The organism is Micromonospora sp. NPDC020750, assembly GCF_044334565.1.
Taxonomy (GTDB): Bacteria; Actinomycetota; Actinomycetes; order Mycobacteriales; family Micromonosporaceae; genus Micromonospora.
The window spans coordinates 321,579-344,611 of sequence record NZ_JBIRTH010000004.1 but is presented as its reverse complement, the minus strand read 5'-3'; the positions used below and the strand labels follow the sequence as shown (position 1 = coordinate 344,611).

Here is a 23,033-nt window from a genome sequence, read left to right as displayed (position 1 = left end):
CCCCGGGCCGTTCTACAAGTCTTTACGGCCACTGGTACGCCTCGCGTCGACATTACGACTAATGGTTGCGGGTGGCCGACATACGTCGTTCTGCCGATCCCCTGACCTGCCGGTGGTGGGAGTCTCCTGAGGTCGTCAGGCACCAACGGGGGGAAAGGACGGTGCGATGCCCATGTCCACGATCGTCACGAAAACGCAGGTCACGGCACCGGCGGACTGGCCCGTTCCCGAGGAGCGGCGGACGGTCAGCGTGCTCTTCGCCGACATCGTCGGCTCGACCGCGCTGGTCGACCGGCTCGACCCGGAGGATGTCCGGGCGCTGCAACGCGCGTACTTCGACACCGTCGCCGGGGTGCTGGTCCGGTGGGGCGGCGTGGTCGAGAAGTACGTCGGCGACGCCGTGATGGCCCTGTTCGGGGCCCGGGAGTCCGACGGCTTCGACGCGTACCGGGCGGTGCGAGCCGGGCTGGAGATCCAGCGCGCGCTGGACGGGCGGGCGCTGCCCGGCGCGGCAGCCCTGCGTACCCGGGTCGGGGTTGCCACCGGCGAGGCGCTGGTGGACGTCGCCGCGTTGCGCGACGGTGCGCACGGCGTGGCCAGTGGTGCGGTGATCACCGCCGCCGCCCGCCTGCAGCAGCACGCCCCGCCCGGCGCCGTCGTCGTCTGCGCGGCCACCCGCCGTGCCACCGCCGCCCTGGTCGTCCACCGCGCGCTCCCCCCGCTGACCGTCGCCGGCAAGCCACTGCCGATGGACGTCTCGATCGCCGCCGGCGTGGCCCGCCCCGAGCCGACCGGCCACCACGGCCGGCTGGTCGGCCGCCGCCGCCAGCTGGCAGACGCGCGGGACCAGGTGTTGCGGGCGGTACGCGAGCACAGCCCCCGCTGGGTGTCGCTGGTCGGCCCGGCCGGCAGCGGGCGCAGCCGGATGGTGCACGAGCTGCGCCGGGCCGTCGACGCCTCCGACGGGACCCCGGTGCGCTGGTGCGTGGCCGCCTGCCCGCCGTTCCCGGAGCGGCCGGTGGGACCCGTGGCCGACCTGCTGCGCGCGTTCGCCGACGTACGCGCCGAGGACCCACCGGCGACCGTCCGCCGTCGGCTGCTGGCGGCGACGGACGGCCTGGTGCCGCCGGTCCGGGCGCTGTCCACGGCCGTCGCCCTGGAAGGGCTGCTGGACGGATCGTTCCCGGCCGGCGCGGTGGTCTGGCAGCGGCTGCTGCTGCGTCAGGCCGCCGTCCAGCCCCTGGTGGTGGCGGTGGACGACCTGGACCGCGCCGCCCCGGCGGTGACCCGGTTCCTGCGCGGCCTGATCGCGGCGGCCGTCGTGCGGCGGCTGCCGCTGGCGGTGGTGACCACCCACCGTCCGGAGTGGGCCGACACCCGGCCGGCGCCGGACGTCCGGCGGGCCGAGGTGCCACTGCCGCCCCTGTCCCAGGTGGAGACCGGACGGCTGCTGCGTCAACTGCTCGCCCGGGCCGGTCAGCCAACGGCGCTGGCGGCGCGGCTGCTGCCCCTGGTCGGCGGCCTGCCCGGGACCGCCGAGGCGTACGCGCGGCGGATCCCCGAGGGGGCGGACCCGGCGGCGGCGCTGCCAGACCGGGTACGCGCGAGCGCCGCCGCCCGGCTGGACGCCTGCGGCGGCGCGGAGCGCGCCGCGACGATGGTGGTCGCCGCGCTCGGGCCGTCGGTCCCCGCCGCGACGGTGGACCGGGCGTTCGGCTGGGCGCCGGGGCGGGCCGAGCCGGTCCTGCGCCGGCTCGCCGGCCGCGGCCTGCTGCGGCGCGTGGCCCGGGACGGCTACCGCGTCGCCGATCCGGCGCTGCGCCGGGTCGCGCACGACCGGCTGCCCCGGTCGGTACGGACCGAGATCGCCCGGCGGGCCGACCTGAGCGCCCCGGCCGGCCCGCACCTGGCGACGCCGCCGATCAGCGCTGCCCTCAGTCACCCGGCGCTGCCGATCAGCGCCGCCCTGGGTCACCCGGCGGACCCGGCGCGACCGACCGGCACGACCCTGCGCTACCCGGCGGACCCGGCGCGACCGGCCAGCAGGACCCAGGGATACCCGGCGCGACCGACCGGCGCGGACCCGCGTCACCCGATCGACGCGCCCCCGCCCCGCCCTCGGGGTGGCCCGTCGGTGCGGACGGGGCGGTCGCCGGCCACCCGGCGGGCCCTGACCGCGCTGCCCGGCCCCGCCGTGCCTGCCCGCCCCACGCCCGCCGGTCCGGCCCTGGGTGCGCCACGCCCCACGCCCGACGTTCCACCCGGGGGCCCACGCCCCACGACCGCCGTTCCGGCCGGGGGCCCACGCCCCACGACCGCCGTTCCGGCCGAGGGCCCACGCCCAACGACCGCCGTTCCGCCCGCAACGGCGGGGGCCCTGTGGCTCGCGGTCGCCCGTCCTTCCGCACCCGATCTCCGCCCGTCGGGCGGCCCTGCGAGGCCGGCCGGCCGGCCGGCGTGGGAGATCCGGCGCGGGCCGGGAGACAGCGGGGCGGCCCGACCCGGGCCCGACGGCGCCGCCTGGCCCGATGCCCGATGGGCGCCGGTCGTCCGCCTACGCGAGTGGGCAGCGCCGCCACCGGCACCCGACGGGGCGGTCAGGTCGGTGGCCCCGACGGGGAGCACCGACGGAAGCGGGGCCAGACCGGGCGGCCGGCCGACACCGGGCGGCACGGCGACGGTCGCGTCGGCGGCGCCGGTCGCCCCCGAGCGCACGTCGGCCGGCCGGACCGCAGCCGGCACGGCGACGGCAGCCGGGGCGCGCCCCGGCACGACGGCCCGACCCTGGACGGGCCGGGCGACGACGCGCCGGGCGGTGGCGGTTCGGACGGTGGGCCGGACGGTGGGCCGGACCGTGGCGGTCGGGGCGACGGGCCTGACGGAGGCCGACCGCCCGGCCACCGGGACCGGCGCGGCCCGGCTGGCCGTGGCCGCCTGACAACCGACACCGACTGAGCGGGGCGGGTCAGCCGGGCGTGCGGGTCAGCGGCCGTCGAGGAAGGCGAGCACGCGTTCCCAGGTCAGCTCGGCGGCGGCCGGGGCGTGATCAGGGACATCCGCGTCGGTGAAGAGGTGACCCGGGCCCGGGTAGCGGAACACCGACAGGTCGGCGCCCGCGGCGGTCATCGCCCGCTGCCACGCGTCGACCTCGTCCTGCGGCTCGTACTCGTCGGGGTCGGCGAGGTGCAGTTGCACCGGCAGGCCCGGCCGGACCGTTTCCGGCGGGCCGGCGATGCCATGCAGCAGGAGCAGGGCGGCGGCGTCGGGGCGCTCGGCGAGCAGTTCGGCGGCCACCCAGACGCCGAAGGAGAAGCCGGCCAGGACCGTGTCGGGCGGCAGGTCGGCCACGGCGGCCCGGGCCCGGTCGAGCACGGTCCGCTTGCCGATCTTGTCGAGCAGGGCGAACCCCGCCTCGACGGTGTCGGCGGCGGGCTCCCCGTACAGGTCGGGGGTGACGACCTGGTGCCCGGCCGCGCGGAGCCGGTCGGCGGCGGCGAGCACGGCCGGGCGCAGGCCGTAGACGGAGTGGAACAACGCGATCTGACTCATCCCGCCATCGTGGCGCGGGGGTCCGACATCCGCCGACGGTGGGCGGAACCCGCCGGTGCCCGCAGACCTGCGTACGGCACCCGCACCGGTTGTTCCACCAGGTGGGCTAGGCGACCCGCCCGGCGCGGGCACCCCGACCATCCCGCCTCATCACACAACGGAGTCGCACAATGACATCGAGTCGCCAACCTTTGAGAGGGCCACCGATGACGAGCAGCGGAGTCCGCCACGAGGCATCCCCGTCCACCCCTGCGGCCGTCCCCCGGGTGCCGCCGGCCACCCGCCGGGAGGACCTGGTCACCGTCCTGTTCGGCGCGTGCCTGACGGCCGGGGCGATGTCCGACGGCTGGGCGCACAGCAACATCGTCGAGACCATCGAGGGGTTCTTCACCCCGTGGCACGGCCTGCTCTACGCGGGCTTCGTCGCCACCGCGGCGTGGACGTTCTGGCTGGCGTACCAGCGGCGCGACGCGGCACCCCGGTGGTGGCGGGACGCCTTCCCGGCCGGTTACCGGGTCGGGGCGATCGGGGCGGGGGCCTTCCTGCTCGCCGGCCTGGCCGACATGGCCTGGCACGAGATCCTCGGGGTGGAGGTGGGCCTGGACGCAGAGTTCAGCCCTAGCCACCTGCTGCTGGCCGCGTCGGCGGTGCTGCTGCTGACCAGCCCGTTGCGGTCCTGGTGGGCCAGCGGGGAGCGCGGCGGACGATCGGCGACGGGAGTGGCGTCCCTGGCCTTGGGCGTGATGGCGCCGTCGATCCTGCTCACCTACGCGTCGGCGTTCCTCACCCTGGCGCCGACCCGCGCGATCGGCGCCGTCGGGACGCAGCAGGCGGCGATCCTCGGCGTCGACGCGTACCTGATAACCACGCTGGTGCTGGTCGGGCCGTTCCTGCTCGCCCACCGGAGGCGCGCCACCCCGGGGGCGGCCGCCGCCCTGGCGGCCGGGGTGGCGCTGTTCGACATGGTGATGCACGAGTTCCCGATACCGCAGGCGTGGGCCGCCCTCGGGGCGGTCTGCGGCGCCGGCCTCGCCGATGTGCTGCTGCTCCGGCTGGACGCGATCCGTGGGCGGGACGCCGCACTGCGACTGCCGATCGCCGGTGCCCTGCTCGCCGGGCTGGTGGTCGCCGGGCACCTGGCGGGGCTCGCGCTGGCCGCCGGGATCGGCTGGACGCCGGAGGTGACCACCGGCGTCGTCACCCTCGCCGCGCTCCTCGGCGCCCTGCTCGGCGGCCTGGCGGCCCGGCCGGCCCCGACACCGGACCCGGTCGGCCCGGCCGGCCCGGCCCGGATCCCGGCCCCGGCCGGGCCGGCCGGTGCGACCCCGGTGGTCGCCGACCCCGTCCCGCCGGCCCCGGCCGACCCGGGCCGCTGACCGGTGGCCGGCCGGGTGCCGGTCACCGGCCGGTCCTGGTCCGTCCGGGTCAGACGGAAAGCAGCGTCTTGCCGACCGTCTCCCGGTTCTCGATGGCCCGGTGCGCGTCGGCGGCGCGGTCGAGCGGGAACGTCTGCCCCACCAACGGCGCCACCCGGCCGGTCGCGACGGCGTCCAGCGCCGCCAGCAGGTGGTGCCGTCGGGCCTGCGCCGTGAGGGCCCGCAGGTCCCCGATGCCGGTGACCGCCACGCCCCGGTCACGGGCCGACGCGGGGTCCGGCACGGCGAAGCCACCGGCCGGAGCGCCGTACGCGCACGTCCGGCCGCCGGGCACGACCAGGTCGAACGCGGCCCGGCCGTACGCCCCGCCGGCGCCGTCGAGGAGGACGTCGACGCCGCCGAGGACGGCGCGTACCCGATCGGTCCAGTCCGGGGCCGAGTAGTCCACGATGTCCTCGGCGCCGAGCCGGCGCAGCGCGTCCCGCTTGGTCGCGCCGCGCGCCGCACCGACCACCCGGGCGCCCCCGGCTTGTGCCGCCTGGAGCAGCACCGCGCCCGCTCCCCCGGCGGCGGCCGTGACCAGCACCCGCTCGCCGGCCCGGACGCCGCCGACCAGGTCAAGCACGGCGAACGCGGTGAGTCCGTCGGTCAGCAGGGCGGCAGCGTCCCGCAGCGACACCGTCGGGGGCACGGCGACGAGGTTGTCGACCGGTGCCAGGGCCCGGTCCAGGTAACCGCCCCCCGGTCCGGTTTGCGTGACCACCCGCCGGCCGACCCAGGCGGGATCGACGCCGGCACCCACCGTGGCGACCGTCCCGGCCACCCCCGAGCCGGGCCGGTACGGGGGCCGGTCCGGGAACCACGCCCCGGCCAGGCCCGCACGGATCGCCGTGTCGATCCACAGCACGTTCGCGTAGGCCACCTCGACCACCGCCTCGCCCGGGCCCGGCGACGGGTCCGGCACCTCGGTCAGCGCCAGCACCTCCGGTCCACCGAACCGGGTCACCTCGATCACTCTCATGCCGTACCTCCGTGTGGCTCGCTCTCACCGCCCAGGCTCGGAGATGAAGCGGCGTTGAGGTCAACCACCATCGGAAGCGACGTGGGTCACGGGTTCCCGGGGTCGAGCCGCCGCCAGAAGGGGCAGCCTGGCGGGACGGGCGACGGAGGCGACGGGGCCGGGCGAGAGGGGGGCGACCTCCCGGGCGGGGATGGAACCACCACCGCCCGGGACGCCCACGCCGGCCATCCGGCGATCATCGCACTGCCATTATCCGGTAATTGCCAATAGCTTGCAACAAGGTCTGGACCTGAGCCGGCGACGTAACTAACCTAACCGCCATGACTCCTTACATCACCGAGGCGGCCGATCCGCTCGCCGATACGGCGACGGCCTGGCAGGAAAGCTGGGACCGGCAGCAGGAGGCGTTCATGCCGGACCGGGAGGCGCGCTTCGCCGCCATGCTCGACGCCGTCGACGCGGTCGTCGACGGGGACGCCCCCCGCCTGCTCGACCTCGCCGGGGGCACCGGCACCATCTCCCTGCGGGCCCTGGCCCGCTTCCCCCGGGCCGAGGTGACCCTGGTCGACCTCGACCCGGCGTTGCTGGCCCTGGCCGACGCGTCGCTGCGCGACCGGGCCACCGTGCTGGTCGCCGACCTGGGCCGCCCCGACTGGGCCGATCGGCTGCCGCACCGCGACTACGACGCGGTGCTCACCGCCACCGCCCTGCACTGGCTGCCGGCCGACCGGCTCACCGCCCTCTACGGTGAGATCCGGGGCCTGCTACGTCCGGGGGGTCTCCTCGTCAACGCCGACCGGATGCCCGACGACGCGCTGCCGGGGCTGACCGACAGGCTGACCGCCCGGGCCCGCGAGCGCCGGGCCGCCCGGTACGCCGCCGGGGCGGCCCTGTCCTGGCCCGACTGGTGGGAGCGGGCCGGCGCGGACCCGGCGCTCGGCCCGCTGGTCGCGCGGCGCCACGAGATCTACCCGACCGGGCACAGTCCCGAGTGGAACCCGCCGGTCTCCTGGCACCTCGACACGCTGGCCGCCGCCGGCTTCACCGAGGTCGGCACGCTGTGGCGGGGCGGCGCCGACGCGGCGGTGGCCGCCGTCCGCTGACCGGACCCGCCGCCTGCGTCGCGGTGGCCGAGGGCTTACCGGCGGTAGGCTCGTCCTCGGCGAAGACACGAGGGCGCCGCCGCCGGACAGCCGCGAGGACGCGCGTCGACGGATTCCCGCCGGCGGCGGACCTGCGGTGGGAGGGCGAGGTGACCGGAGCGGACCCGCGCCGGGTCGACCCCGACGTCGACCTGCGCGTCCCCGGGGACCGGGGCGAACTGCGGGCGCGTCCGGCGGCGGTGCTCGGCGTGATCGCGGCCGGAGGTGTCCTCGGTGCGCTGGCCCGCGCTGGGCTCCAAGCCGCCGTCCCGCACCGGCCCACCGGCTTCCCGTGGGCGACGTTCGCCGTCAACGTGACCGGATGCCTGCTGATCGGGGCGCTGATGGCGATGGTCGCCGCCGGGCGGACCCGGCCGCTCACCCGGCCCTTCCTCGGCGTCGGCGTGCTGGGCGGGTTCACCACCTTCTCCACGTACGCGGTGGACGTGCGGCTGGCGGTGGCCGCCGGGGCGGCCGGCACCGCGCTGGCGTACCTGGTCGCCACCCTGGTGGGGGCGCTGGTCGCGGTGTGGCTCGGCGACGCCGCTGCCGGCCGGTTCCTGCGCCGCGCGGCCCGGCCGGCAGCGGCGGGCGGCGGGCGGCCGGACGCGGGCGGTTTCCGGGCGGCGGACGGGCCGGGCGCGGGCGGCCGGGCCGACGAGGATCGGGAGGCCCGGTGACGATCCTGCTGATCGCCCTCGGCGCGGCCGTCGGGGCGCCGCTGCGCTACCTCACCGACCGGGCCGTGCAGTCCCGGCACCGCTCGTCGTTCCCGTGGGGCACCCTGACCGTGAACGTGCTCGGCTCCCTGCTGCTCGGAGCCCTGGTCGCCGCGCCGGTCGGGCCGGCCGTCGCCGCGCTGCTCGGCACCGGCTTCTGCGGCGCGCTGACCACCTACTCGACCTTCGGTTACGAGACGCTGCGGCTGGCCCGCGGCGGGGCCCCGTGGACCGCCCTGGCCAATGCGCTGACCAGCGTGGCCGCCGGGCTGGCCGCGGCGTCGCTCGGCTACGCGGTGACCCGCGCGCTGAGCGGGTGACCCGGTCCCGGGGGCTCGTGCGGGCGACGCCGTCTGCCCGGGGTCAGCGCGCCCGGCGCTCCGGGTGCGCCCGGTTCCAGGCCCGCATCCGCTCCGGGTACCCGGTGCGCGCGGCCTCGTACAGGGGCACCGCGTGCCGTTGGGCGATCTTCGCGGCGGCCCGGGGCGAACCGGTCCGCCGCCGGATCCACTCCCCGTCGTGGGCGATCGCCACCACGGTGGTGTCGGTCGCGGTGGTCTCCGGCTCGAGGTAGAACTCCACACCCCGGCGGCTGGCCACGAACGCCACCAGGGCGGCGAGGTCGTCGGGCGTCGCCTCCCGGTCGAGTTTCGTCGGGATCCCGTCGACGGCGCGCTGTCGCCGGCTGAACCAGCCCATGCCCGGCTCCTCTCCTCGGCGTCCCACCCAGTGGAGCACCCTCGCCTGGCATCCTGCTGGGCGCGGGGTGAGAGGAACCTGACCACAGGACCGGCGGGCCGTACGCGCGCCGGCACCCAGCGGGCCGTACGCGCGCCGGCGCCCAGCGTCACGGTCCGGCGGCGGCCCGACGGACCCGACGACCTCCGGCGGCCGGGGCGGTGGCTCGGCACCCCCCGGGGCGCCGAGCGGGGTGGGTCAGCGGGTGAGCCGGGAGCCGGCCAGCGGCCGGATCACCGGGACCAGGGCCAGGGCCGGCAGCAGCAGGAGCGGCACCACGATCAGGGCGCGCAGCGTGCCCACCTCGTCGCCGAGCAGGCCCAGCAGCGGCGGACCGCCGAGGAACGCGGAGTAGCCGATCACCCCGACGACGCTGACCCGGGCCGGCGCCCGGTCCTCGTCGTCCGCGGCGGCGCTCAGCCCCACCGGGAAGCCGAGCGACGCGCCGAGCCCCCACAGCGCGACCCCGGCGATCGCGACCGGCCCGGAGCCGGCCAGCACCGCGAGGGTGGCGCCGACCCCGGCGCACAGGATCGTGCCGAGCAGCACCGGCACGCGGCCCCAACGGTCGAGCGCCACCGTGCCGGCGGTGCGGCCGACGGTCATGCCGACCACGAAGACGCCGAAGACGGCGGCGCCGGCGGCCTCGCTCAGCCCGTACCCGTCGACGAACGCCACCGCGAGCCAGTCGTTGGCGCTGCCCTCGGTGAACGCCATCACCAGCACCAGCAGGCCGATGAGCAGGGTGCGCGGCTCCCGCCAGGCGGCGAGCAGCGAGCCGCGGCGCGCGGCGGCGGCGTCGCGGGCGGACCCCGGGTCGGCCCCGTCGGCCGCCAGGAAGGACCGGGCCCCGAGCAGCGTGCCGGCGAGCACGACCACCGCCAGCACGGTCAGGTGCGCGGCGATCGGCACCCCGAACCGGGCCGCCGCCGCGCCGAGTCCCGCGCCGGCCACCGAGCCGAGGCTCCACGCGGCGTGGAACCGGGGCAGGATCGTCCGGCCCAGCCGCCGTTCGACGGCCGCCCCCTCGATGTTCATCGCCACGTCGCAGGTGCCGGAGCCGTAGCCGAACAGGAACAGGCCGACGGCGACGCCGGGCAGGAACCCGGCGAACCCGGCGGACATCCCGGCCACCGTCATGCCGCCCGCCACCAGCAGGACGCTGGCCGCCACCGTGCGGGCCGCGCCGAGGCGCTGGGTGACCAGCCCGGCGGTCGGCATCGCCAGCAGCGCGCCCACGGACATGGCGAGCAACAGCAGCCCGAGCTGCCCGGCGCTGAGGCCCAGCGCCTCGCGGACCGCCGGCACCCGGGAGAACCAGGAGGCGACCGCGAGGCCGTTGAGGGCGAACACGGCCGCCACGCCGTTGCGGGCGGCCAGGACCGCGCGTGGTACGCCGGCCGGCGCGTTCCCCCGATCGGCGGTCGAGGTGTCGGCGGTCCTGCTCACGGGGTGGTTCCTCTCCGGCGGGGCAATCTGGTCCCACCATTGGACACTCCGATGCGACAGCACCGACCACCGGCCCGGCCCTTACCCGCATCCGGACCGGCGGACCGGACGGCGGTGGGGACGTGCGACCCGCCCGGGCCGACGCGGGGGTCACACCGCCGGGACGCCGAGCGCCTCGTCGATCCGGCCGAGGGTGGCGTGGTCGTCCGCCCCGATCCCCCGCAGCAGGTCGATGGCGGTGATCCGCAGATGCCCGACGATCATGGCCAGCGGCAGGGTGCCGCCCGGGGTGAACAGCCGGCCGGCGCCCCGGACCGCCTCCAGCGCGGCGGTCTCGGCGCGGGCGGCGTCCCCGTCGGCGGCGTCCTCCCGGCCGTCCAGGTCGGCGGCCAACGCCTCCCCGGCGGCGTGCACCGCGTCGGCCATGGACCGGATCGTGGCACCGAGGCCGTCGGGGGCGGGGGTGGGCAGCCGGGTGAGGTTCACCCCGGCCCGGGCCAGGACCCGCACGTTGTGCACGACGGAGTCGATCTGCCCGATGGACGCGTCGACCGAGCGCAGCCGGCTGATGCTCCCGCGGCGGCGCACCCGCAGGGTCAGCGCCTCGCCGGCGGCGCGCACCCCGGCGCGCAGCCGCTCCACCGCGGCGTCCATCCCCCGGGCCCGGTCGAAGGTGGCCAGGGCGGCGGCCTCGTCGTGGGCGTCGAGCGCGTCGGCGACCTCGCCGAGCAGCCCGGCGAGGTCGCCGAAGGTCCGCCGGAACTCGGCGGCCAGCGGGACGAGCGGGTGCCGGGCACCGACGAGTTGGCTGGCGACGAGGGCCACCGCGCCGCCGATCAGCGCGTCGACGAAGCGGAACGGCACCAGCGACTCGGTGGGCGGGGAGACCACCACCACGTAGAGGGCCGAGACGGCGGCCTGCTCCACGGTGACGCTCCCCGCGCCGAACGCCACGGCCAGCACGATGGTGATCAGGATGACGACGAAGACGGTCCAGCTCCTGCCGGGGCCGAGGGCCCGCACCAGCACGTCGGCGACGAGCACGCCGGCGGCGACACCGAACAGCACCTCCAGCGCCCGGCGCGTCCGGTGCCCCCGGGCCTGACCGAGGACGACCAGCGCGGCGGCCGGGGCGAAGAACGGCCGCGAGTGCCCCAGCAGCCAGCTCGCCAGCAGCCAGGACACGGTGGCCGCCAGGGTGCCCTCCGCCACCACCACCCAGCCCCGCCGCAACCGGCCGGCCGCCTGCCGGAACCAGCCCCACCGGACCATCGCCGTCTCCTCCACCGTCGCGCCGCAGCCCCACCCGTGGTGCTTCCCGGCGGGCGCGGCGGCCCGGCCAGGGCCGCCGTCGCGGGCTGCCCGGGTGACGGCCCGCCCGGTCCGGGGCGGCGCCGGCCGGACCGGGGAGGCAGCGCTGCGCCGCTACCCGCCCGCTGCCCTGCGCGCCTCGGCGTACTCGGGGGCCGCGAGGAAGCGGGCCAGCACTTCGGCGGTGCCGGGCATGTAGGGCCGGCCGTCGAACAGCTCCTCGGGCGGGACGAAGACGATCGCGGCCCCCTCGCCGAGCACCACGTCCTCCTGACGGGCGCTCGTGCCGCCCCAATAGTAGTGCTTCATCCGATTCAACTCCGGCACCTGCGGAGTGCCGAAGGGTCGCAGGCCGGCGTCGGGCGTCAGCGCGGTCTCCTCCCGCAGCTCCCGCAAGGCGGTCTGGTCGACTGTCTCCCCCGGCTCCCGGTGCCCGCCCGGAAGCCCCCAGACGTTCGGGTGGCGCGGCGCGTACCCGTCGCGAAGCTGCATCAGAATCCGTCCGGCCCGGTCGACGAGCAGCACGCTGGCGATGTCGATCACCCCGCCACCCTAGGACCGTGGTGACCCGACTCAGGCGACGTGGGTCAGGTGGGCCGTGATCGCTGCGGCGAGGATGTCCGGGCCGGGCCGGGACCACAGGTCGGCGTGGAAGACCTCCACCTCGATCGCGCCCCGGTAGCCGGCGGCGTCGACGGCGTCCCGGAACCGGCGCAGGTCGATGCAGCCCTCCCCCGGCAGCGCCCGCCCGAGCAGCACACCCTCGGGCAGCGGCGTGACCCAGTCCGCCACCTGGAAGGCGGCGATCCGGTTGCCGGCGCGGGCGATCTGCCGGTACACGGTGTCGTCCCACCACAGGTGGTACGTGTCGACGACCACCCCGACGGTGCCCGGGTCGAACCGCTCGGCGATGTCGAGGGCCTGGCCCAGGGTGGCGATGACGCACCGGTCCGCGCAGAACATCGGGTGCAGCGGCTCGATGGCCAGCCGCACCCCGGCCGCGGCGGCGTGCGGGGCCAGCTCGCCGATGGCGTCGGCGACCCGTTCCCGGGCCCCGTCGACGTCCCGGCTGCCGGCCGGCAACCCGCCGCAGACGAGCACCAGCTCGGCGGTGCCGAGGGTGGCGGCCTCCTCGATCGCCCGCAGGTTCTCGTCACGCCAGTCGTCGGCGGTGAAGAACCCGCCCCGGCACAGCGAGGTGACCCTCAGCCCGGCGTCGCGGACCAGCCGGGCGGCCCTGGCCAGCCCGTACTGCCGCACCGGCTCCCGCCACAGCCCGACGGCCGGGACCCCGGCGGCCACGCAGCCGGCGACCAGCTCCGCCAGCCCCCAGCCGGTGGCGGTGGCCTGGTTGAACGAGAACCGGGCCAGCCGGTCCCCGGCGGGGGCGGTCGTCGCCGGCTCGTCGACGGCGGTCACTGGGCCACCCCGGCGACGGTGAGGTAGGCCCGGGCGCGGGCGGCGGCCAGCTCCGCGTCGGGCAGCAGCCCGGCGGCGTCGGCGAGGGTGAGCAGCCGGGCCAGGTGGGCCGGCGACCGGCCGGCCTGCTGGCCGCCGACCATGGTGAAGTGGTCCTGGTGGCCGGTCAGCCAGGCCAGGAAGACGATGCCGGTCTTGTAGTGCCAGGTCGGCGCCGCGAACAGGTGCCGGGCCAGCGGCACCGTGGGGGCGAGGATCTCGTCGTACGCGACCAGGTCGCCCCGGTCGAGGGCGGTCAGCGCGGCGGCGGCGGCCGGGGCGATCGCGGCGAACACGCCGAGCAGGGCGTCGGAGTGGCCGGCCCCGTCGCCGCGGATCAGCTCCGGGTAGTGGAAGTCGTCTCCGGTGTAGAGGCGCACCCCGGCGGGCAACCGGCGGCGCAGGGCCACCTCCCGGTCGGCGTCGAGCAGCGACACCTTGATCCCGTCCACCTTCTCGGCGTGGTCTTTGATCAGGTCCAGCACCGCGTCGGCGGCGAGGTCCAGGTCGGTCGAGCCCCAGTAGCCGGTCAGCGCCGGGTCGAACATGTCGCCGAGCCAGTGCAGCACCACCGGCTGGTCGGTGGCGGCCAGCAGGTGGGCGTACACCCGCTGGTAGTCCTCCGGGCCGCGGGCGGCGGCGGCCAGGTGCCGGCTGCACATCAGCACCGGCCGGGCCCCGGCGGCCAGGACCTCGGTGAGCTGCTCGGTGTACGCGTCGCGAATCCGCTCGATGCTCGCCGGGCCGACGGGAAGCTGGTCGGTGGCGACCCCGGCGACGATGCGCCCACCGCACGCGCGGGCCTCGGCGGCGCTGCGCCGGATCAGCTCCCGGGTGGCCGGGTAATCCAGCCCCATGCCGCGCTGCGCGGTGTCCATCGCCTCGGCCACCCCGAGCCCGTACGACCACAGGTGGTGACGGAAGGCCAGGGTGCGCTCCCAGTCGACGGCGGCCGGGGCGCCGGGGACGTTCTCGGCGCGCGGGTCGGCGACCACGTGCGCGGCGGCGTACGCGGTCCGGGAGGTGGCCGGGGCGTCGGGGCGGGCGAAGCCGCCGGCGCCGGAGAGCCGGTGCCGGGTGCCGTCGGGGAGGGTGACCTCGGTCCTCAACGGCTCAGCTCCGGGACCTCGACGCGGCAGTGCTCGCGGGCGGAGCGCAGGCCCAGCTCGGCGAGCTGCACGCCGCGGGCACCGGCCAGGAAGTCCCACGGGAACGGCTCGCCGGCCACCACGTGCCGCAGGAACGCCTCCCACTGCACCTTGAACCCGTTGTCGAACTCGTCGTTGTCCGGCACCTCGGTCCACTGCGAGCGGAAGTCCTCGCCGGAGGGCAGGTCCGGGTTCCAGACCGGCTTCGGGGTGACCGACCGGTGCTGGACGCGGCAGTTGCGCAGCCCGGCGACCGCGCTGCCCTCGGTGCCGTCCACCTGGAACTCGACCAGTTCGTCCCGGTTGACCCGGACGGTCCAGGAGGAGTTGAGCTGGGCGATGATCCCACCGTCGAGCTCGAAGATGCCGTACGCGGCGTCGTCGGCGGTGGCCGGGTAGGGCCGCCCGGCCTCGTCGACGCGGCGCGGGATGTGCGTGGCGGTGACGCAGGAGACCGCGCGGACCGGGGCGAACAGCTCCTCCAGCACGTAGTGCCAGTGCGGGAACATGTCCATCACGATCCCGCCGCCGTCCTCGGTTCGGTAGTTCCAGGACGGGCGCTGGGCGGGCTGCCAGTCGCCCTCGAAGACCCAGTAACCGAACTCGCCCCGCACGGAGAGGATGCGGCCGAAGAAGCCGCCGTCGATCAGCCGCTTGAGCTTGCGCAGGCCGGGCAGGAAGAGCTTGTCCTGCACGACGCCGGTGCGCACGTTCGCGGCCTCGGCGGCCCGGGCCAGCTCCACGGCGGCGGCGCTGTCCTCCGCGAGGGGCTTCTCGGTGTAGACGTGCCTGCCGGCGTCGATCGCCTGGCGGACGGCCTTCTCCCGCTGCTGGGTGAGCTGGGCGTCGAAGTAGATCTCGATGTCGTCGCGGGCGAGCGCGGCGGTCAGGTCGGTGGTCCAGTCGGTCAGCCCGTGCCGCTCGGCGATGTCGCGCAGCCGGTTCTCGTTGCGTCCGACGAGGACCAGCTCGGGCCAGATCCGGGTGCCGTCCGCCAGCGGCACCCCGCCCTGCTCCCGGATGGCGAGCAGCGAACGGACGAGGTGCTGGCGGTAGCCCATCCGGCCGGTGACGCCGTTGACGATGATGCCGATCGGCCTGCGCATGTTCTCTTCCCTCTCCTCGGGCCGGCGCCCGCGCGGCGGGCAGGGATCGCCAGCACGCTGGGCAAGCGCTTTCCTGGGAGCGTAGGGGCGGGCGCCCTCGCAGGGCAAGGGCTTTCCGACGCCACTGCGGTAACCTGTCCGCGACCGGCGGGGCGGGACCGCTCGGGAGGAACACCAGGGGGCGGCGGATGGCGACGCTGGCCGATGTCGCACGACAGGCGGGGGTCTCCCCCGCGACGGCGTCGCGAGTGATCAACGGCAGCAGCAAACCGGTCGCCGAGGAGCTGCGCGAACGCGTGCTGCGCGCCGTCGCCGACCTGCGGTACGTGCCGAACGCGCACGCCCAGTTGCTGGCCCGGCCGCAGCGCAGCGTGGTCGGTGTCGTCGTGCACGACGTCTCGGACCCGTACTTCGCCGAGGTGACCCGGGGACTGCAACGGGTGGCCATCGAGCGGGGCCGGCTGCTGATCATCTGCAACAGCTACCGCGACCCGGTCCGCGAGCTGGAGTACGTCGAGCTGCTGCGCGGCCAGCAGGTCGCCGCCATCGTGCTGGCCGGCTCCGGCTACCACGACGCCGCGTTCACCACCCTGCTCAACGAAAAGCTGGCCGCGTACGAGGCGACGGGCGGTCGGGTCGCGGTGATCGGCCGGCACGACCACTTCGGCGACGCGGTGATGCCGGCCAACGACGCCGGCGGCGAGCTGATCGGCCGAGAGCTGCTGCGCCTCGGGCACCGGGAGATCGGGGTGGTCGCCGGCCCCCGGATCCTGACCACCATCACCGACCGGCTCACCGGGCTGCGCCGGGCGCTCGCCGGGGAGGGCGTGGAGCTGCCGGAGGAGCGGATCCGCTACGCCGACTTCGACCGCGACGGTGGTGCCCGGGCCACGGCCGACCTGCTGGAGACGACCCCCGGTCTCACCGCGCTGGTGGCGCTCAACGACTCGATGGCCGTCGGCGCGCTCGCCCTGCTGCGCTCGCGCGGCGTCCGGGTGCCCCGGGACGTCTCCGTCCTCGGCTTCGACGACATGCCGATCGCCGGCGACGTCACCCCGGCGCTGACCACGGTGCGGCTGCCCCTGGTCGAGCTGGGCGTCCGGGCGATGACCCTGGCCCTCGACCCGGCCAGCGGCCGACCCCGCGTCGAGACGCTGCCGGCGGAACTGGTCCGCCGGGACAGCACCGGCCCCGCCCCCGACTGAGCCCCGCCCCCGACTGATCCTCTGGTCAGCCGGGGCGGACGGCGGTCTCCCGGCCGCCCCGGGCCAGCTCGGCGAGGCGGTCGATCTGGGCGGGGTCGGACAGCGCGGACCCGACGGCCACCACCCTGACCCCGGCGGCCAGGAAGCCGGCCGCGTTTCCCGCGTCGATCCCGCCCGTGGCGACGAAACACAGCTCGGGCAGGGGCCCGGCGACCGCCTTGAACCACTGCGGCCCGAGGCTGACCGCCGGGAACGCCTTGAGCCAGACCAGCCCGTGGTCGCGGGCCCGCTGGGCCTCGGTCGGGGTGGCCACCCCCGGCAGGTGGGGAATCCCGTGGCTGAGCGCGGCGTCGGCCACCGCGAGGTCGAGCCCGGGCGCGACGGTGAACGCGGCCCCCGCACCGGCCGCCTGCCGCACCTGCGTTGGGTCGAACACGGTGCCCGCGCCGACGATCCGGTCCCGGTCCCGGCCGGCCTGCACGGCGACGCGCAGCGCCTCCATCGCCTCGGGGGTGCGCACCGGCACCTCCACCACGTCGATGCCGAGGTCCCAGGCCCGGTTCGCGAGCCGGACCGTCTCCTGCGGCGGCAGGTCCCGCAGGATCACCATGACCCGCGCCCCGTCGAAGATCGGGCCGAAGTCGTGCGCCGTCACCGGCCGCTCCTTCCGTTCTCGGGGCCGGCCCCGCCGGTCCCCACGACTGTCGAGCCGGCGACGCCGGCCTCCGCTGTTCCGGAGCCGGCGACGCCGGCCCCCAGGACTACCGAGCCGGCCGTCCCGGCCCCCGGGGTTCCGAATCCGGCGACGCCGGCCCCCACGACTACCGAGCCGGCCGTCCCGGCTCCCGCGCCGAGGCGCCCGGCCGCATTCCCGCCGTCGGCAAGGGCTTCATCGACGAGGCCCGCCGCGACCAGGTCGAGCGCCGCCCATCGGTCGGGGGGCAGCGCGACGGCGGCGTCGAGGTCCCGCCGGTCCGGGGGCGGGGCGCAGTCCCCGGGCACCGCGAGGGCCCGGACCGCGACGAGGTGACCGCAGCGCAACGCAGCGGTCGGGCCGAACCCGCGCAACAGGGCGGAGAGGTAGCCGGCGGCGAACGCGTCCCCGGCGCCGACGGGCTCGACCACCGGCGCCCGCAGCGCCGGCACGAACACCCCCGGCCCGGTACGCGGCAGCGCGGTCGCGCCCACGGCACCGTCCTTGACCACCACCACCTTCGGGTGGGGCAGCAGGCGGCGCACGGTCTGCGGGTCGGCGCTCCCCCACAGCCGCTCGGCCTCGTCCAGGCCGACGAGCACCACGTCGGCCCGGTCGGCGAGGTCGCGCAGCACGTCGGCGGCCCGGTCGGCCGGCCAGAGCCCGGGCCGGTGGTTGACGTCGAAGCTGACCAGCGCGTCGCCGAGCGGCCGGCCGTCGACCGCGTAGGAGACCAGCGCCCGGCAGGACTCCGACAGCGCCGGGGTCACCCCGGACAGGTGCAGCAGCCGCGCGCCGGCCAGCCGGGGGTCGTCCAGCGCCTCCGGGCCCAGCCGGGAGGCGGCCGAGCCGGCCCGGTAGTAGTGCACGCCGGTGGCCTCCGGCCGGGGATCCTTGAAGTAGACGCCGGTCGGGGCATCCGGGTCGACGGCGACCAGGTCGACGGCGACGCCCGCGTCGGCGACCTCGCGGACCACCATCCGGCCGAACGGGTCGTCGCCGACCCGGCTCACCCAGGCGACGCGGTGGCCGAGGCCGGCCAGGCCGGCAGCCACGTTGGACTCCGCCCCGCCGACGCCGAGCCGGACCCGGTCGGCGCGCTCCAGCGGCGTCGCGTCGACCGGCGACAGCACCACCATCGTCTCGCCGACGGTGACCGCCTCCGGGCCGGTCATGCCCGTCCCGCCGGCTCGCCCCGCCCCGCAGGCTCGCCCGGGGCAGCCGGGGCCGCCGCGGCGGCGGCGAGGGCGGCGGTCGCGTCACGGTCGAGGATCCCGTCCACGACGGTGACGGTGTGCCGGCCGTGCCGGCTGGTCCCGGCCGGGACCACGGCCGGGGACTCGAAGGCGAAGGCCACGCAGACCCCCGGGTACATCGCCGTCCGGACGAACCACCGGTCGCCCGGCCCGAGCCCGGTGAAGACCAGGGTGTACGCGCCGCCCCCCGGCCCGGTGCCGGCCAGCGCCACCCACGGCGCGCCGGAGCCGTTGACGGACTCCTCGCCGTCGGCCCACGCCGTGAAGGTGCGGGGCGGCTCGGTGGCGACGGCCCGCCAGAAGAACCCGCCGTACCCGGCGCCGCCGGGGCGGCCGTTGGTGGCCGGGCTGCCGAGGGGGACGTCCCGGTCGGCGGGGGCGCTCAGCGCGTACCGCAGGTCCAGCCGCCACGCCCCGGGGGCGTCGGGCACGGGCGCGACGGCGAGCCGGCGGTGCTCGGTGATCAGCACCCCGCCGGCCGGGTCGCGCCACTGGAGGCGGTGTTCCAGCCGATCGTCGGCCCGCTCGGTCCAGCCGGTGTGGACGATCCGGCCGTGGTCGTCCCGCCAGGTGTAGCCGGTGTCGCGCACGTAGGTGCGCCCGCCCCACAGGTTGGTGCCGGCGACGTCCTGCACGGCCAGGGACGCGCCGAGGTGCCACACGTGGTCCTCGGGCAGCGCATCGGTGACGACCGTGCCGGCGAGGGTGCGCACCGGATGCAGGTAGGGCCGGGGGCCGTGCCTGGCGTCGAGGTCCGGGGCGAGGACGTACCGGGCCACCTCGACGCCGCCGACCAGCAGTCGGGGATCGCCGCCGGAGTCGCCGGTCCGGCGTCCGGGCTCGCCGGCGGGGACGGTCGGGGTGCGAGGGTCGGGGCGGGGGGCCGCCCCGTCGACCCGGGTGCGGGGGCCGGGCAGGGAGGCGACTCCGTCGACCCGGGTGCGGGGGCCGGGCAGGGAGGCGGCCCCGCCGGCCCGGGTGCGGGGGGTGTGGTCGGTCACGACGGCTCCACGGCTACGGCCGGGCGGCGGCGGGCGACCGCGTGCAGCGCGGCCAGGGCGTACCCGGCGAGGATCGGCAGCGCGACCGGGATGACCAGCACGGCAAGGACGCCGGCCAGGCAGCACACCCCGCCGGCCGCCGCCCAGCCGGCCGGGCGGGCGACGCAGGAGCGGGCGGCGGTGCGGGCCGCGACCCGCCAGCCCCGCCCGCCGGCCCGCCCGACCTCGACGACGACCAGCCCGGCGTACCCGGACAGGGCCGCCGTGACCGCGCCGGTGACCAGCAGTGCGGGCGCCCCACCGGGGACCCGGCCGGTGGCCAGCGCGACCAGGTCGGCCCCGAGCAGGACCGCGCCGGCCAGCCCGGCCAGGGTCACCGGCACGCCGGCCGGCAGCGCCCGGACGTACCGGCGCAGCGTGGTCCGCAGGTTCGGCCAGCCACCGTCGGTCACCCGGTCGTGCACGGCGGCGCTGGCGGCGGCGAGCGCGGCGCCGGCGGTCAGCACCGGCAGCGCGCCCGCCACCAGCAGGAACCCGACCAGTGCCAGGTCGGCGGCGTCCCGGACCACGTCCCGCCAGTCCCGGCGGGCCGGTCTCTCCCGCGTCACGGCGTCACCCCTTGATTCCGCTGGTGTTGATGCCCTCGACGAGCATCCGCTGGAAGGCGAGGAAGAACAGGAACACCGGCAGCAGCGACAGCACCGACATGGCGAACATCGGGCCGACCGCGCTCTGGCTGGTCGAGTCGATGAACAGGGTCAGCGCCACCGGCACGGTGTAGTCCTCCAGGCTGGACAGGAAGACGAGTTGCCGGAAGAAGTCGTTCCAGGTCCAGATGAACGAGAAGATCGCGGTGGTGACCAGCGCGGGTCGGCTCAGCGGCAGGATGATGTGCCGGAAGATGCCGAACGCGCTGGCCCCGTCGATCTTCGCCGCCTCGTCCAGCTCGCGCGGGATGCCCCGCATGAACTGCACCATCAGGAAGACGAAGAACGCCTCGGTCGCCAGGAACTGCGGAATCAGCAGCGGCAGGTAGGGCCACTCGCCGCCGACCAGCCCGAGCGTGCGGAACAGGATGTACTGCGGCACGATCAGCACGTGCCCGGGCAGCAGCAGGGTGCCGATCATGACGGCGAACCACATCCCGCGCAGCCGGAACCTCAGCCGGGCGAAGGCGTACGCGGCGAGCAGGCAGGAGAACGCGTTGCCGACCACGGTCAGCAGGCTGACCATGGCGCTGTTGAGGAAGAACCGGCCGAAGCTGAGGTCGAAGTTGGCCCACCCGTCGGCGTAGTTGCCGGGGGTGAACTGCCTCGGCAGCAGGCCGGTGTTGCTGACGATCTCCTCCTGGCCCTTGACCGAGGTGCCGATCATCCAGAACAGCGGGTAGAGCACGACCACCACGATCGCGATCAGGATGACCAGGCGCACGGCCTGCCCGCCGCCGGTACGTGGGCGGCGCGGCCGGGTCACCACCGGACCTGCGGTAGCCGTCACCGGTCCTCCCCGTCGGAGTAGTGCACCCAGAACCGTCCGGTGCTGAAGAAGATGGCCGTGATGAGGCCGATGGCGAGCAGGAAGACCCAGGCCATCGCCGAGGCGTAGCCCATCTCCAGGTCGGTGAAGCCCTTGATGTAGAGGTTCAGCGTGTACATCAGGGTGGAGTCGACCGGGCCGCCGGTGCCGTTGCTGAGCACGAAGGCCGCGGTGAAGCCCTGGAAGCCGTTGATGGTCTCCAGCACCAGGTTGAAGAAGATGACCGGGGAGAGCATCGGCAGGGTGACGGCGCGAAACTGCCGCCACTTGCCGGCCCCGTCGACCGACGCGGCCTCGTACAGCTCGGTCGGCACCTGCTTGAGCCCGGCCAGGAAGATCACCATGGGGGCGCCGAACTGCCAGATGGCGAGCACCATCAGGGTCTCCAGCGCCCAGTCCGGGTCGTTGACCCAGGGCTTGCCCTCGATGCCGACCAGGGCCAGCAGCGAGTTGAACGCGCCGTCGCGGTTGAACATGTTGACCCAGACGATGGCCAGGGCGACGCTGCCGCCGAGCAGCGAGGGCAGGTAGAACAGGCTGCGGAACAGCCCGACCCCGCGCCACGCCCGGTTGAGCAGCAGCGCCACGCCGAGCGCGGCGGCCAGCTTCAGCGGCACCGCCACCAGGGCGAAGGTCAGCGTCACCCGGACGGCGTGCCAGTACGAGGGGTCGTTGGTGAACATCCGCTCGTAGTTGGCGAACCCGACCCACTGCACCTCCGACCAGGGGGTGAGGATGTCGTAGTCGGTGAAGCTCAGATAGAGCGACAGGAGCATGGGAATCGCCGTGACGGCCATCAGTCCGATGAGCCAGGGCGAGAGGAAGACGTACCCCGCCAGACCTTCGCTGTGCCGGATCCGCCCGGCCACGCCCCGGGGGGCGTGGGCGCGGGCGGATCCGGTGCCGCGTCGGGTCGGGTCGGGCGCCGTGGTCAGTGCCACGAGCCGGCTCCTTTCCGAGCGTGTGCGGCGGCTCAGACGATGGCGGACTTGCAGGCGGCCAGGAACTGGGCCGCCGCCTCGGCCGGGGTGGCCCGGCCGTACTGGGCGTTCTCCGCCGCCTTGATCAGTTCGGCCCGGACCTTGCTGTGGCCCTTGATCGGCACCTGCGGCGCCTCGCCGAACTTCTGGGCCAGCTCGGTCTCCACGGCGATGGACTGCTTCATCGCCGGGTCGGTGGTGCCCTCGCTGACGAGCCGGCGCAGGTCCTGGTTCGACGGCAGGCCCCGGTCGGTGCCGAGGATCTTGATCGCCTCCTGGTCGTTGGCCAGGAAGTTCAGCACGTCGACCGCGATGTCCCTGTGCTTGCTGCCCTTGAACACCGACCAGTACATCGAGGCGCGGGCCCACTGGGCGCTCGGGTCGCCCGGGTACGCCACGACGCCGAGCTCGTCCTTGGTGTTCTTCTTCAGCTCCGGCATCTGGTTGACCCAGACCCAGGAGGTGCCGGCCTTGCCGGTCACGACGAGCTGCTTGGTGATGTCGGTGGCGTTGCCCTCGTGGATCACGTCCGCCGTCGGGGTCGCGCCCCGGTCGCGGGCGCCCTTCCACAGCTCGAACCACTTGGTGACGTCCTCGGCGGTGAAGCCGAGCTCCTTGCCCTTGTACAGGTCCTTGCCCTGCTGGCGCAGCCAGACCCAGAACGCCTTGTAGTCGGCGCTCGGGTCCTGGGTGCCGGGGACCTTGGTCTTCTTCGCGACCTGCTCGGCCCAGGCGATGTGCTCCTCCCAGGTCATGCCGGTGGTCGGCTCCGGGAGGCCGTTGCGGGTCAGCAGCGTCTTGTTGTAGACCAGCCCCTGGGTGTTCTCCCCGGCGGCCAGCCCGGCGAGCTTGCCGTCGACCACGCCGTACTGCCACAGGCTCTTGGGGAACTTCGACACGTCGAGCTTGCCGGAGTCGGAGTAGCTGGTCAGGTCGAGCGTGGTGTTGCGGGACGCGTACTCGGCGAGGAAGTTGTCGTCGATCTGGAAGATGTCCGGCGGGTTCCCGCCGGCGGTGAGGGTGGCCAGCTTGTCGAAGTAGCCCTGGTTGGCCTGCCAGGTCTTCTCGAACGTGACGTTCGGGTGCTTTTTCGTGTAGAGGGCGAGGGCGTCCTCGGTCAGCTTCGCCCGGGCCTCGCCGCCCCACCAGAAGATGGAGAGCTTGACGGGGGCGTTGGGGTCGTCACTGGCCTCGTCGCCGCAGGCGGCGGCGCCCAGGACGAGCGGCGCGGCGACCACCAGGGCGACGAGCCCGCGCAGCAGGCTACGGCGGGGGGTACGGTGGGAACGCCCGGCGGGTGCGCCGGCGGTGGGGGGCGTGGCGGGGTGCATGTGCGCTCACTCC

The 23,033-nt window shown here is 76.0% G+C and carries 22 protein-coding genes; 6 read left to right on the top strand and 16 right to left on the bottom strand.

Going from position 1 to position 23,033, the window contains the following annotated elements:
- Positions 1 to 166: 166 nt before the first annotated feature.
- On the top strand, positions 167 to 2,938 hold the full coding sequence (locus tag ACH4T9_RS15430) for an AAA family ATPase (RefSeq protein WP_396672754.1): 2,772 nt from the start codon (positions 167 to 169) through the stop codon (positions 2,936 to 2,938).
- Between the two features lie 44 nt (positions 2,939 to 2,982).
- Here the strand turns inward: ACH4T9_RS15430 and ACH4T9_RS15425 are convergent, their stop codons facing one another.
- Complete coding sequence (locus ACH4T9_RS15425; protein ID WP_396672755.1) at positions 2,983 to 3,549, bottom strand: dienelactone hydrolase family protein; 567 nt, start codon at positions 3,547 to 3,549, stop codon at positions 2,983 to 2,985.
- A 206-nt stretch (positions 3,550 to 3,755) separates the two neighbouring features.
- Here ACH4T9_RS15425 and ACH4T9_RS15420 point away from each other — a divergent pair, with 206 nt between their 5' ends.
- The gene (locus tag ACH4T9_RS15420; protein WP_396672756.1) at positions 3,756 to 4,925 is read left to right on the top strand and encodes a hypothetical protein; all 1,170 of its coding nucleotides are present in this window, start codon (positions 3,756 to 3,758) and stop codon (positions 4,923 to 4,925) included.
- A 49-nt stretch (positions 4,926 to 4,974) separates the two neighbouring features.
- Here the strand turns inward: ACH4T9_RS15420 and ACH4T9_RS15415 are convergent, their stop codons facing one another.
- Positions 4,975 to 5,946: a zinc-binding dehydrogenase gene (locus tag ACH4T9_RS15415; protein ID WP_396672757.1), complete on the bottom strand. Its 972-nt coding sequence runs from the start codon at positions 5,944 to 5,946 to the stop codon at positions 4,975 to 4,977.
- A gap of 320 nt (positions 5,947 to 6,266) precedes the next feature.
- Here ACH4T9_RS15415 and ACH4T9_RS15410 point away from each other — a divergent pair, with 320 nt between their 5' ends.
- The 3 genes from ACH4T9_RS15410 to crcB all read left to right on the top strand — a co-directional run bounded on the left by ACH4T9_RS15410 (position 6,267) and on the right by crcB (position 8,127).
- The gene (locus ACH4T9_RS15410; protein ID WP_396672758.1) at positions 6,267 to 7,049 is read left to right on the top strand and encodes a class I SAM-dependent methyltransferase; all 783 of its coding nucleotides are present in this window, start codon (positions 6,267 to 6,269) and stop codon (positions 7,047 to 7,049) included.
- Between the two features lie 149 nt (positions 7,050 to 7,198).
- Entirely contained in the window at positions 7,199 to 7,768 is a 570-nt protein-coding gene (locus ACH4T9_RS15405; protein ID WP_396672759.1) for a CrcB family protein, read from the top strand.
- Positions 7,765 to 8,127, top strand: a complete 363-nt coding sequence (crcB, locus tag ACH4T9_RS15400) for a fluoride efflux transporter CrcB (RefSeq protein WP_396672760.1) — start codon at positions 7,765 to 7,767, stop codon at positions 8,125 to 8,127. Before ACH4T9_RS15405 ends, crcB begins: the two co-directional genes overlap by 4 nt.
- A 43-nt stretch (positions 8,128 to 8,170) precedes the next feature.
- On the opposite strand, the gene ACH4T9_RS15395 is transcribed toward crcB, so the two are convergent.
- The 7 genes from ACH4T9_RS15395 to ACH4T9_RS15365 all read right to left on the bottom strand — a co-directional run bounded on the left by ACH4T9_RS15395 (position 8,171) and on the right by ACH4T9_RS15365 (position 15,017).
- Entirely contained in the window at positions 8,171 to 8,506 is a 336-nt protein-coding gene (locus ACH4T9_RS15395; RefSeq protein ID WP_396672761.1) for a hypothetical protein, read from the bottom strand.
- Positions 8,507 to 8,743: 237 nt separating this feature from the next.
- Positions 8,744 to 9,994, bottom strand: a complete 1,251-nt coding sequence (locus tag ACH4T9_RS15390; protein ID WP_396672762.1) for an MFS transporter — start codon at positions 9,992 to 9,994, stop codon at positions 8,744 to 8,746.
- 150 nt (positions 9,995 to 10,144) lie between these two features.
- A complete protein-coding gene (locus ACH4T9_RS15385; protein ID WP_396672763.1) occupies positions 10,145 to 11,266 on the bottom strand; it encodes an aromatic acid exporter family protein in 1,122 nt (373 codons plus the stop codon).
- A 153-nt stretch (positions 11,267 to 11,419) separates the two neighbouring features.
- Positions 11,420 to 11,848 (bottom strand): NUDIX hydrolase, encoded by a 429-nt coding sequence (locus tag ACH4T9_RS15380; RefSeq protein WP_396672764.1) that lies wholly within the window; start codon positions 11,846 to 11,848, stop codon positions 11,420 to 11,422.
- A gap of 30 nt (positions 11,849 to 11,878) precedes the next feature.
- A complete protein-coding gene (locus tag ACH4T9_RS15375) occupies positions 11,879 to 12,724 on the bottom strand; it encodes a sugar phosphate isomerase/epimerase family protein (protein WP_396672765.1) in 846 nt (281 codons plus the stop codon).
- Entirely contained in the window at positions 12,721 to 13,872 is a 1,152-nt protein-coding gene (locus ACH4T9_RS15370) for a dihydrodipicolinate synthase family protein (protein WP_396672766.1), read from the bottom strand. The genes ACH4T9_RS15375 and ACH4T9_RS15370 overlap by 4 nt, the downstream gene beginning before the upstream one ends.
- Positions 13,869 to 15,017, bottom strand: coding sequence for a Gfo/Idh/MocA family protein (locus tag ACH4T9_RS15365; RefSeq protein ID WP_396672767.1), 1,149 nt, complete (start codon positions 15,015 to 15,017; stop codon positions 13,869 to 13,871). The genes ACH4T9_RS15370 and ACH4T9_RS15365 overlap by 4 nt, the downstream gene beginning before the upstream one ends.
- A 188-nt stretch (positions 15,018 to 15,205) precedes the next feature.
- On the opposite strand from ACH4T9_RS15365, the gene ACH4T9_RS15360 reads away from it, so the two are divergent.
- Complete coding sequence (locus ACH4T9_RS15360; protein WP_396672768.1) at positions 15,206 to 16,222, top strand: LacI family DNA-binding transcriptional regulator; 1,017 nt, start codon at positions 15,206 to 15,208, stop codon at positions 16,220 to 16,222.
- 25 nt (positions 16,223 to 16,247) lie between these two features.
- Here ACH4T9_RS15360 and ACH4T9_RS15355 read toward each other — a convergent pair whose 3' ends face one another.
- The 7 genes from ACH4T9_RS15355 to ACH4T9_RS15325 form a co-directional block, all read right to left on the bottom strand.
- Positions 16,248 to 16,877, bottom strand: a complete 630-nt coding sequence (locus ACH4T9_RS15355; RefSeq protein ID WP_396672769.1) for a bifunctional 4-hydroxy-2-oxoglutarate aldolase/2-dehydro-3-deoxy-phosphogluconate aldolase — start codon at positions 16,875 to 16,877, stop codon at positions 16,248 to 16,250.
- Positions 16,874 to 18,091 carry a sugar kinase gene (locus ACH4T9_RS15350; RefSeq protein WP_396672770.1) on the bottom strand — a complete coding sequence of 406 codons (1,218 nt, stop codon included), beginning with the start codon at positions 18,089 to 18,091 and terminating at the stop codon, positions 16,874 to 16,876. The genes ACH4T9_RS15355 and ACH4T9_RS15350 overlap by 4 nt, the downstream gene beginning before the upstream one ends.
- Positions 18,088 to 19,173 carry a PmoA family protein gene (locus tag ACH4T9_RS15345; RefSeq protein ID WP_396672771.1) on the bottom strand — a complete coding sequence of 362 codons (1,086 nt, stop codon included), beginning with the start codon at positions 19,171 to 19,173 and terminating at the stop codon, positions 18,088 to 18,090. Before ACH4T9_RS15345 ends, ACH4T9_RS15350 begins: the two co-directional genes overlap by 4 nt.
- Positions 19,170 to 19,781 carry a hypothetical protein gene (locus tag ACH4T9_RS15340; protein ID WP_396672772.1) on the bottom strand — a complete coding sequence of 204 codons (612 nt, stop codon included), beginning with the start codon at positions 19,779 to 19,781 and terminating at the stop codon, positions 19,170 to 19,172. The genes ACH4T9_RS15345 and ACH4T9_RS15340 overlap by 4 nt, the downstream gene beginning before the upstream one ends.
- Before the next feature lie 4 nt (positions 19,782 to 19,785).
- Entirely contained in the window at positions 19,786 to 20,547 is a 762-nt protein-coding gene (locus ACH4T9_RS15335; RefSeq protein ID WP_396673051.1) for a carbohydrate ABC transporter permease, read from the bottom strand.
- 119 nt (positions 20,548 to 20,666) lie between these two features.
- Positions 20,667 to 21,650 carry a carbohydrate ABC transporter permease gene (locus ACH4T9_RS15330; RefSeq protein WP_396672773.1) on the bottom strand — a complete coding sequence of 328 codons (984 nt, stop codon included), beginning with the start codon at positions 21,648 to 21,650 and terminating at the stop codon, positions 20,667 to 20,669.
- Positions 21,651 to 21,682: 32 nt separating this feature from the next.
- A complete protein-coding gene (locus ACH4T9_RS15325; RefSeq protein WP_396672774.1) occupies positions 21,683 to 23,020 on the bottom strand; it encodes an ABC transporter substrate-binding protein in 1,338 nt (445 codons plus the stop codon).
- Between the last annotated feature and the right edge of the window lie 13 nt (positions 23,021 to 23,033).

Excerpts from the sequence above, each read along its gene's own strand:
- ACH4T9_RS15365 (WP_396672767.1), bottom strand. The coding sequence starts at position 15,017 with ATGCGCAGGCCGATCGGCATCATCGTCAACGGCGTCACCGGCCGGATG.
- ACH4T9_RS15335 (WP_396673051.1), bottom strand. The coding sequence starts at position 20,547 with ATGATCGGCACCTCGGTCAAGGGCCAGGAGGAGATCGTCAGCAACACC.
- ACH4T9_RS15415 (WP_396672757.1), bottom strand. The coding sequence starts at position 5,946 with ATGAGAGTGATCGAGGTGACCCGGTTCGGTGGACCGGAGGTGCTGGCG.
- ACH4T9_RS15385 (WP_396672763.1), bottom strand. The coding sequence starts at position 11,266 with ATGGTCCGGTGGGGCTGGTTCCGGCAGGCGGCCGGCCGGTTGCGGCGG.
- ACH4T9_RS15430 (WP_396672754.1), top strand. The coding sequence starts at position 167 with ATGCCCATGTCCACGATCGTCACGAAAACGCAGGTCACGGCACCGGCG.
- ACH4T9_RS15410 (WP_396672758.1), top strand. The coding sequence starts at position 6,267 with ATGACTCCTTACATCACCGAGGCGGCCGATCCGCTCGCCGATACGGCG.
- ACH4T9_RS15350 (WP_396672770.1), bottom strand. The coding sequence starts at position 18,091 with ATGACCGGCCCGGAGGCGGTCACCGTCGGCGAGACGATGGTGGTGCTG.
- ACH4T9_RS15425 (WP_396672755.1), bottom strand. The coding sequence starts at position 3,549 with ATGAGTCAGATCGCGTTGTTCCACTCCGTCTACGGCCTGCGCCCGGCC.
- ACH4T9_RS15420 (WP_396672756.1), top strand. The coding sequence starts at position 3,756 with ATGACGAGCAGCGGAGTCCGCCACGAGGCATCCCCGTCCACCCCTGCG.
- ACH4T9_RS15395 (WP_396672761.1), bottom strand. The coding sequence starts at position 8,506 with ATGGGCTGGTTCAGCCGGCGACAGCGCGCCGTCGACGGGATCCCGACG.
- ACH4T9_RS15360 (WP_396672768.1), top strand. The coding sequence starts at position 15,206 with ATGGCGACGCTGGCCGATGTCGCACGACAGGCGGGGGTCTCCCCCGCG.
- ACH4T9_RS15325 (WP_396672774.1), bottom strand. The coding sequence starts at position 23,020 with ATGCACCCCGCCACGCCCCCCACCGCCGGCGCACCCGCCGGGCGTTCC.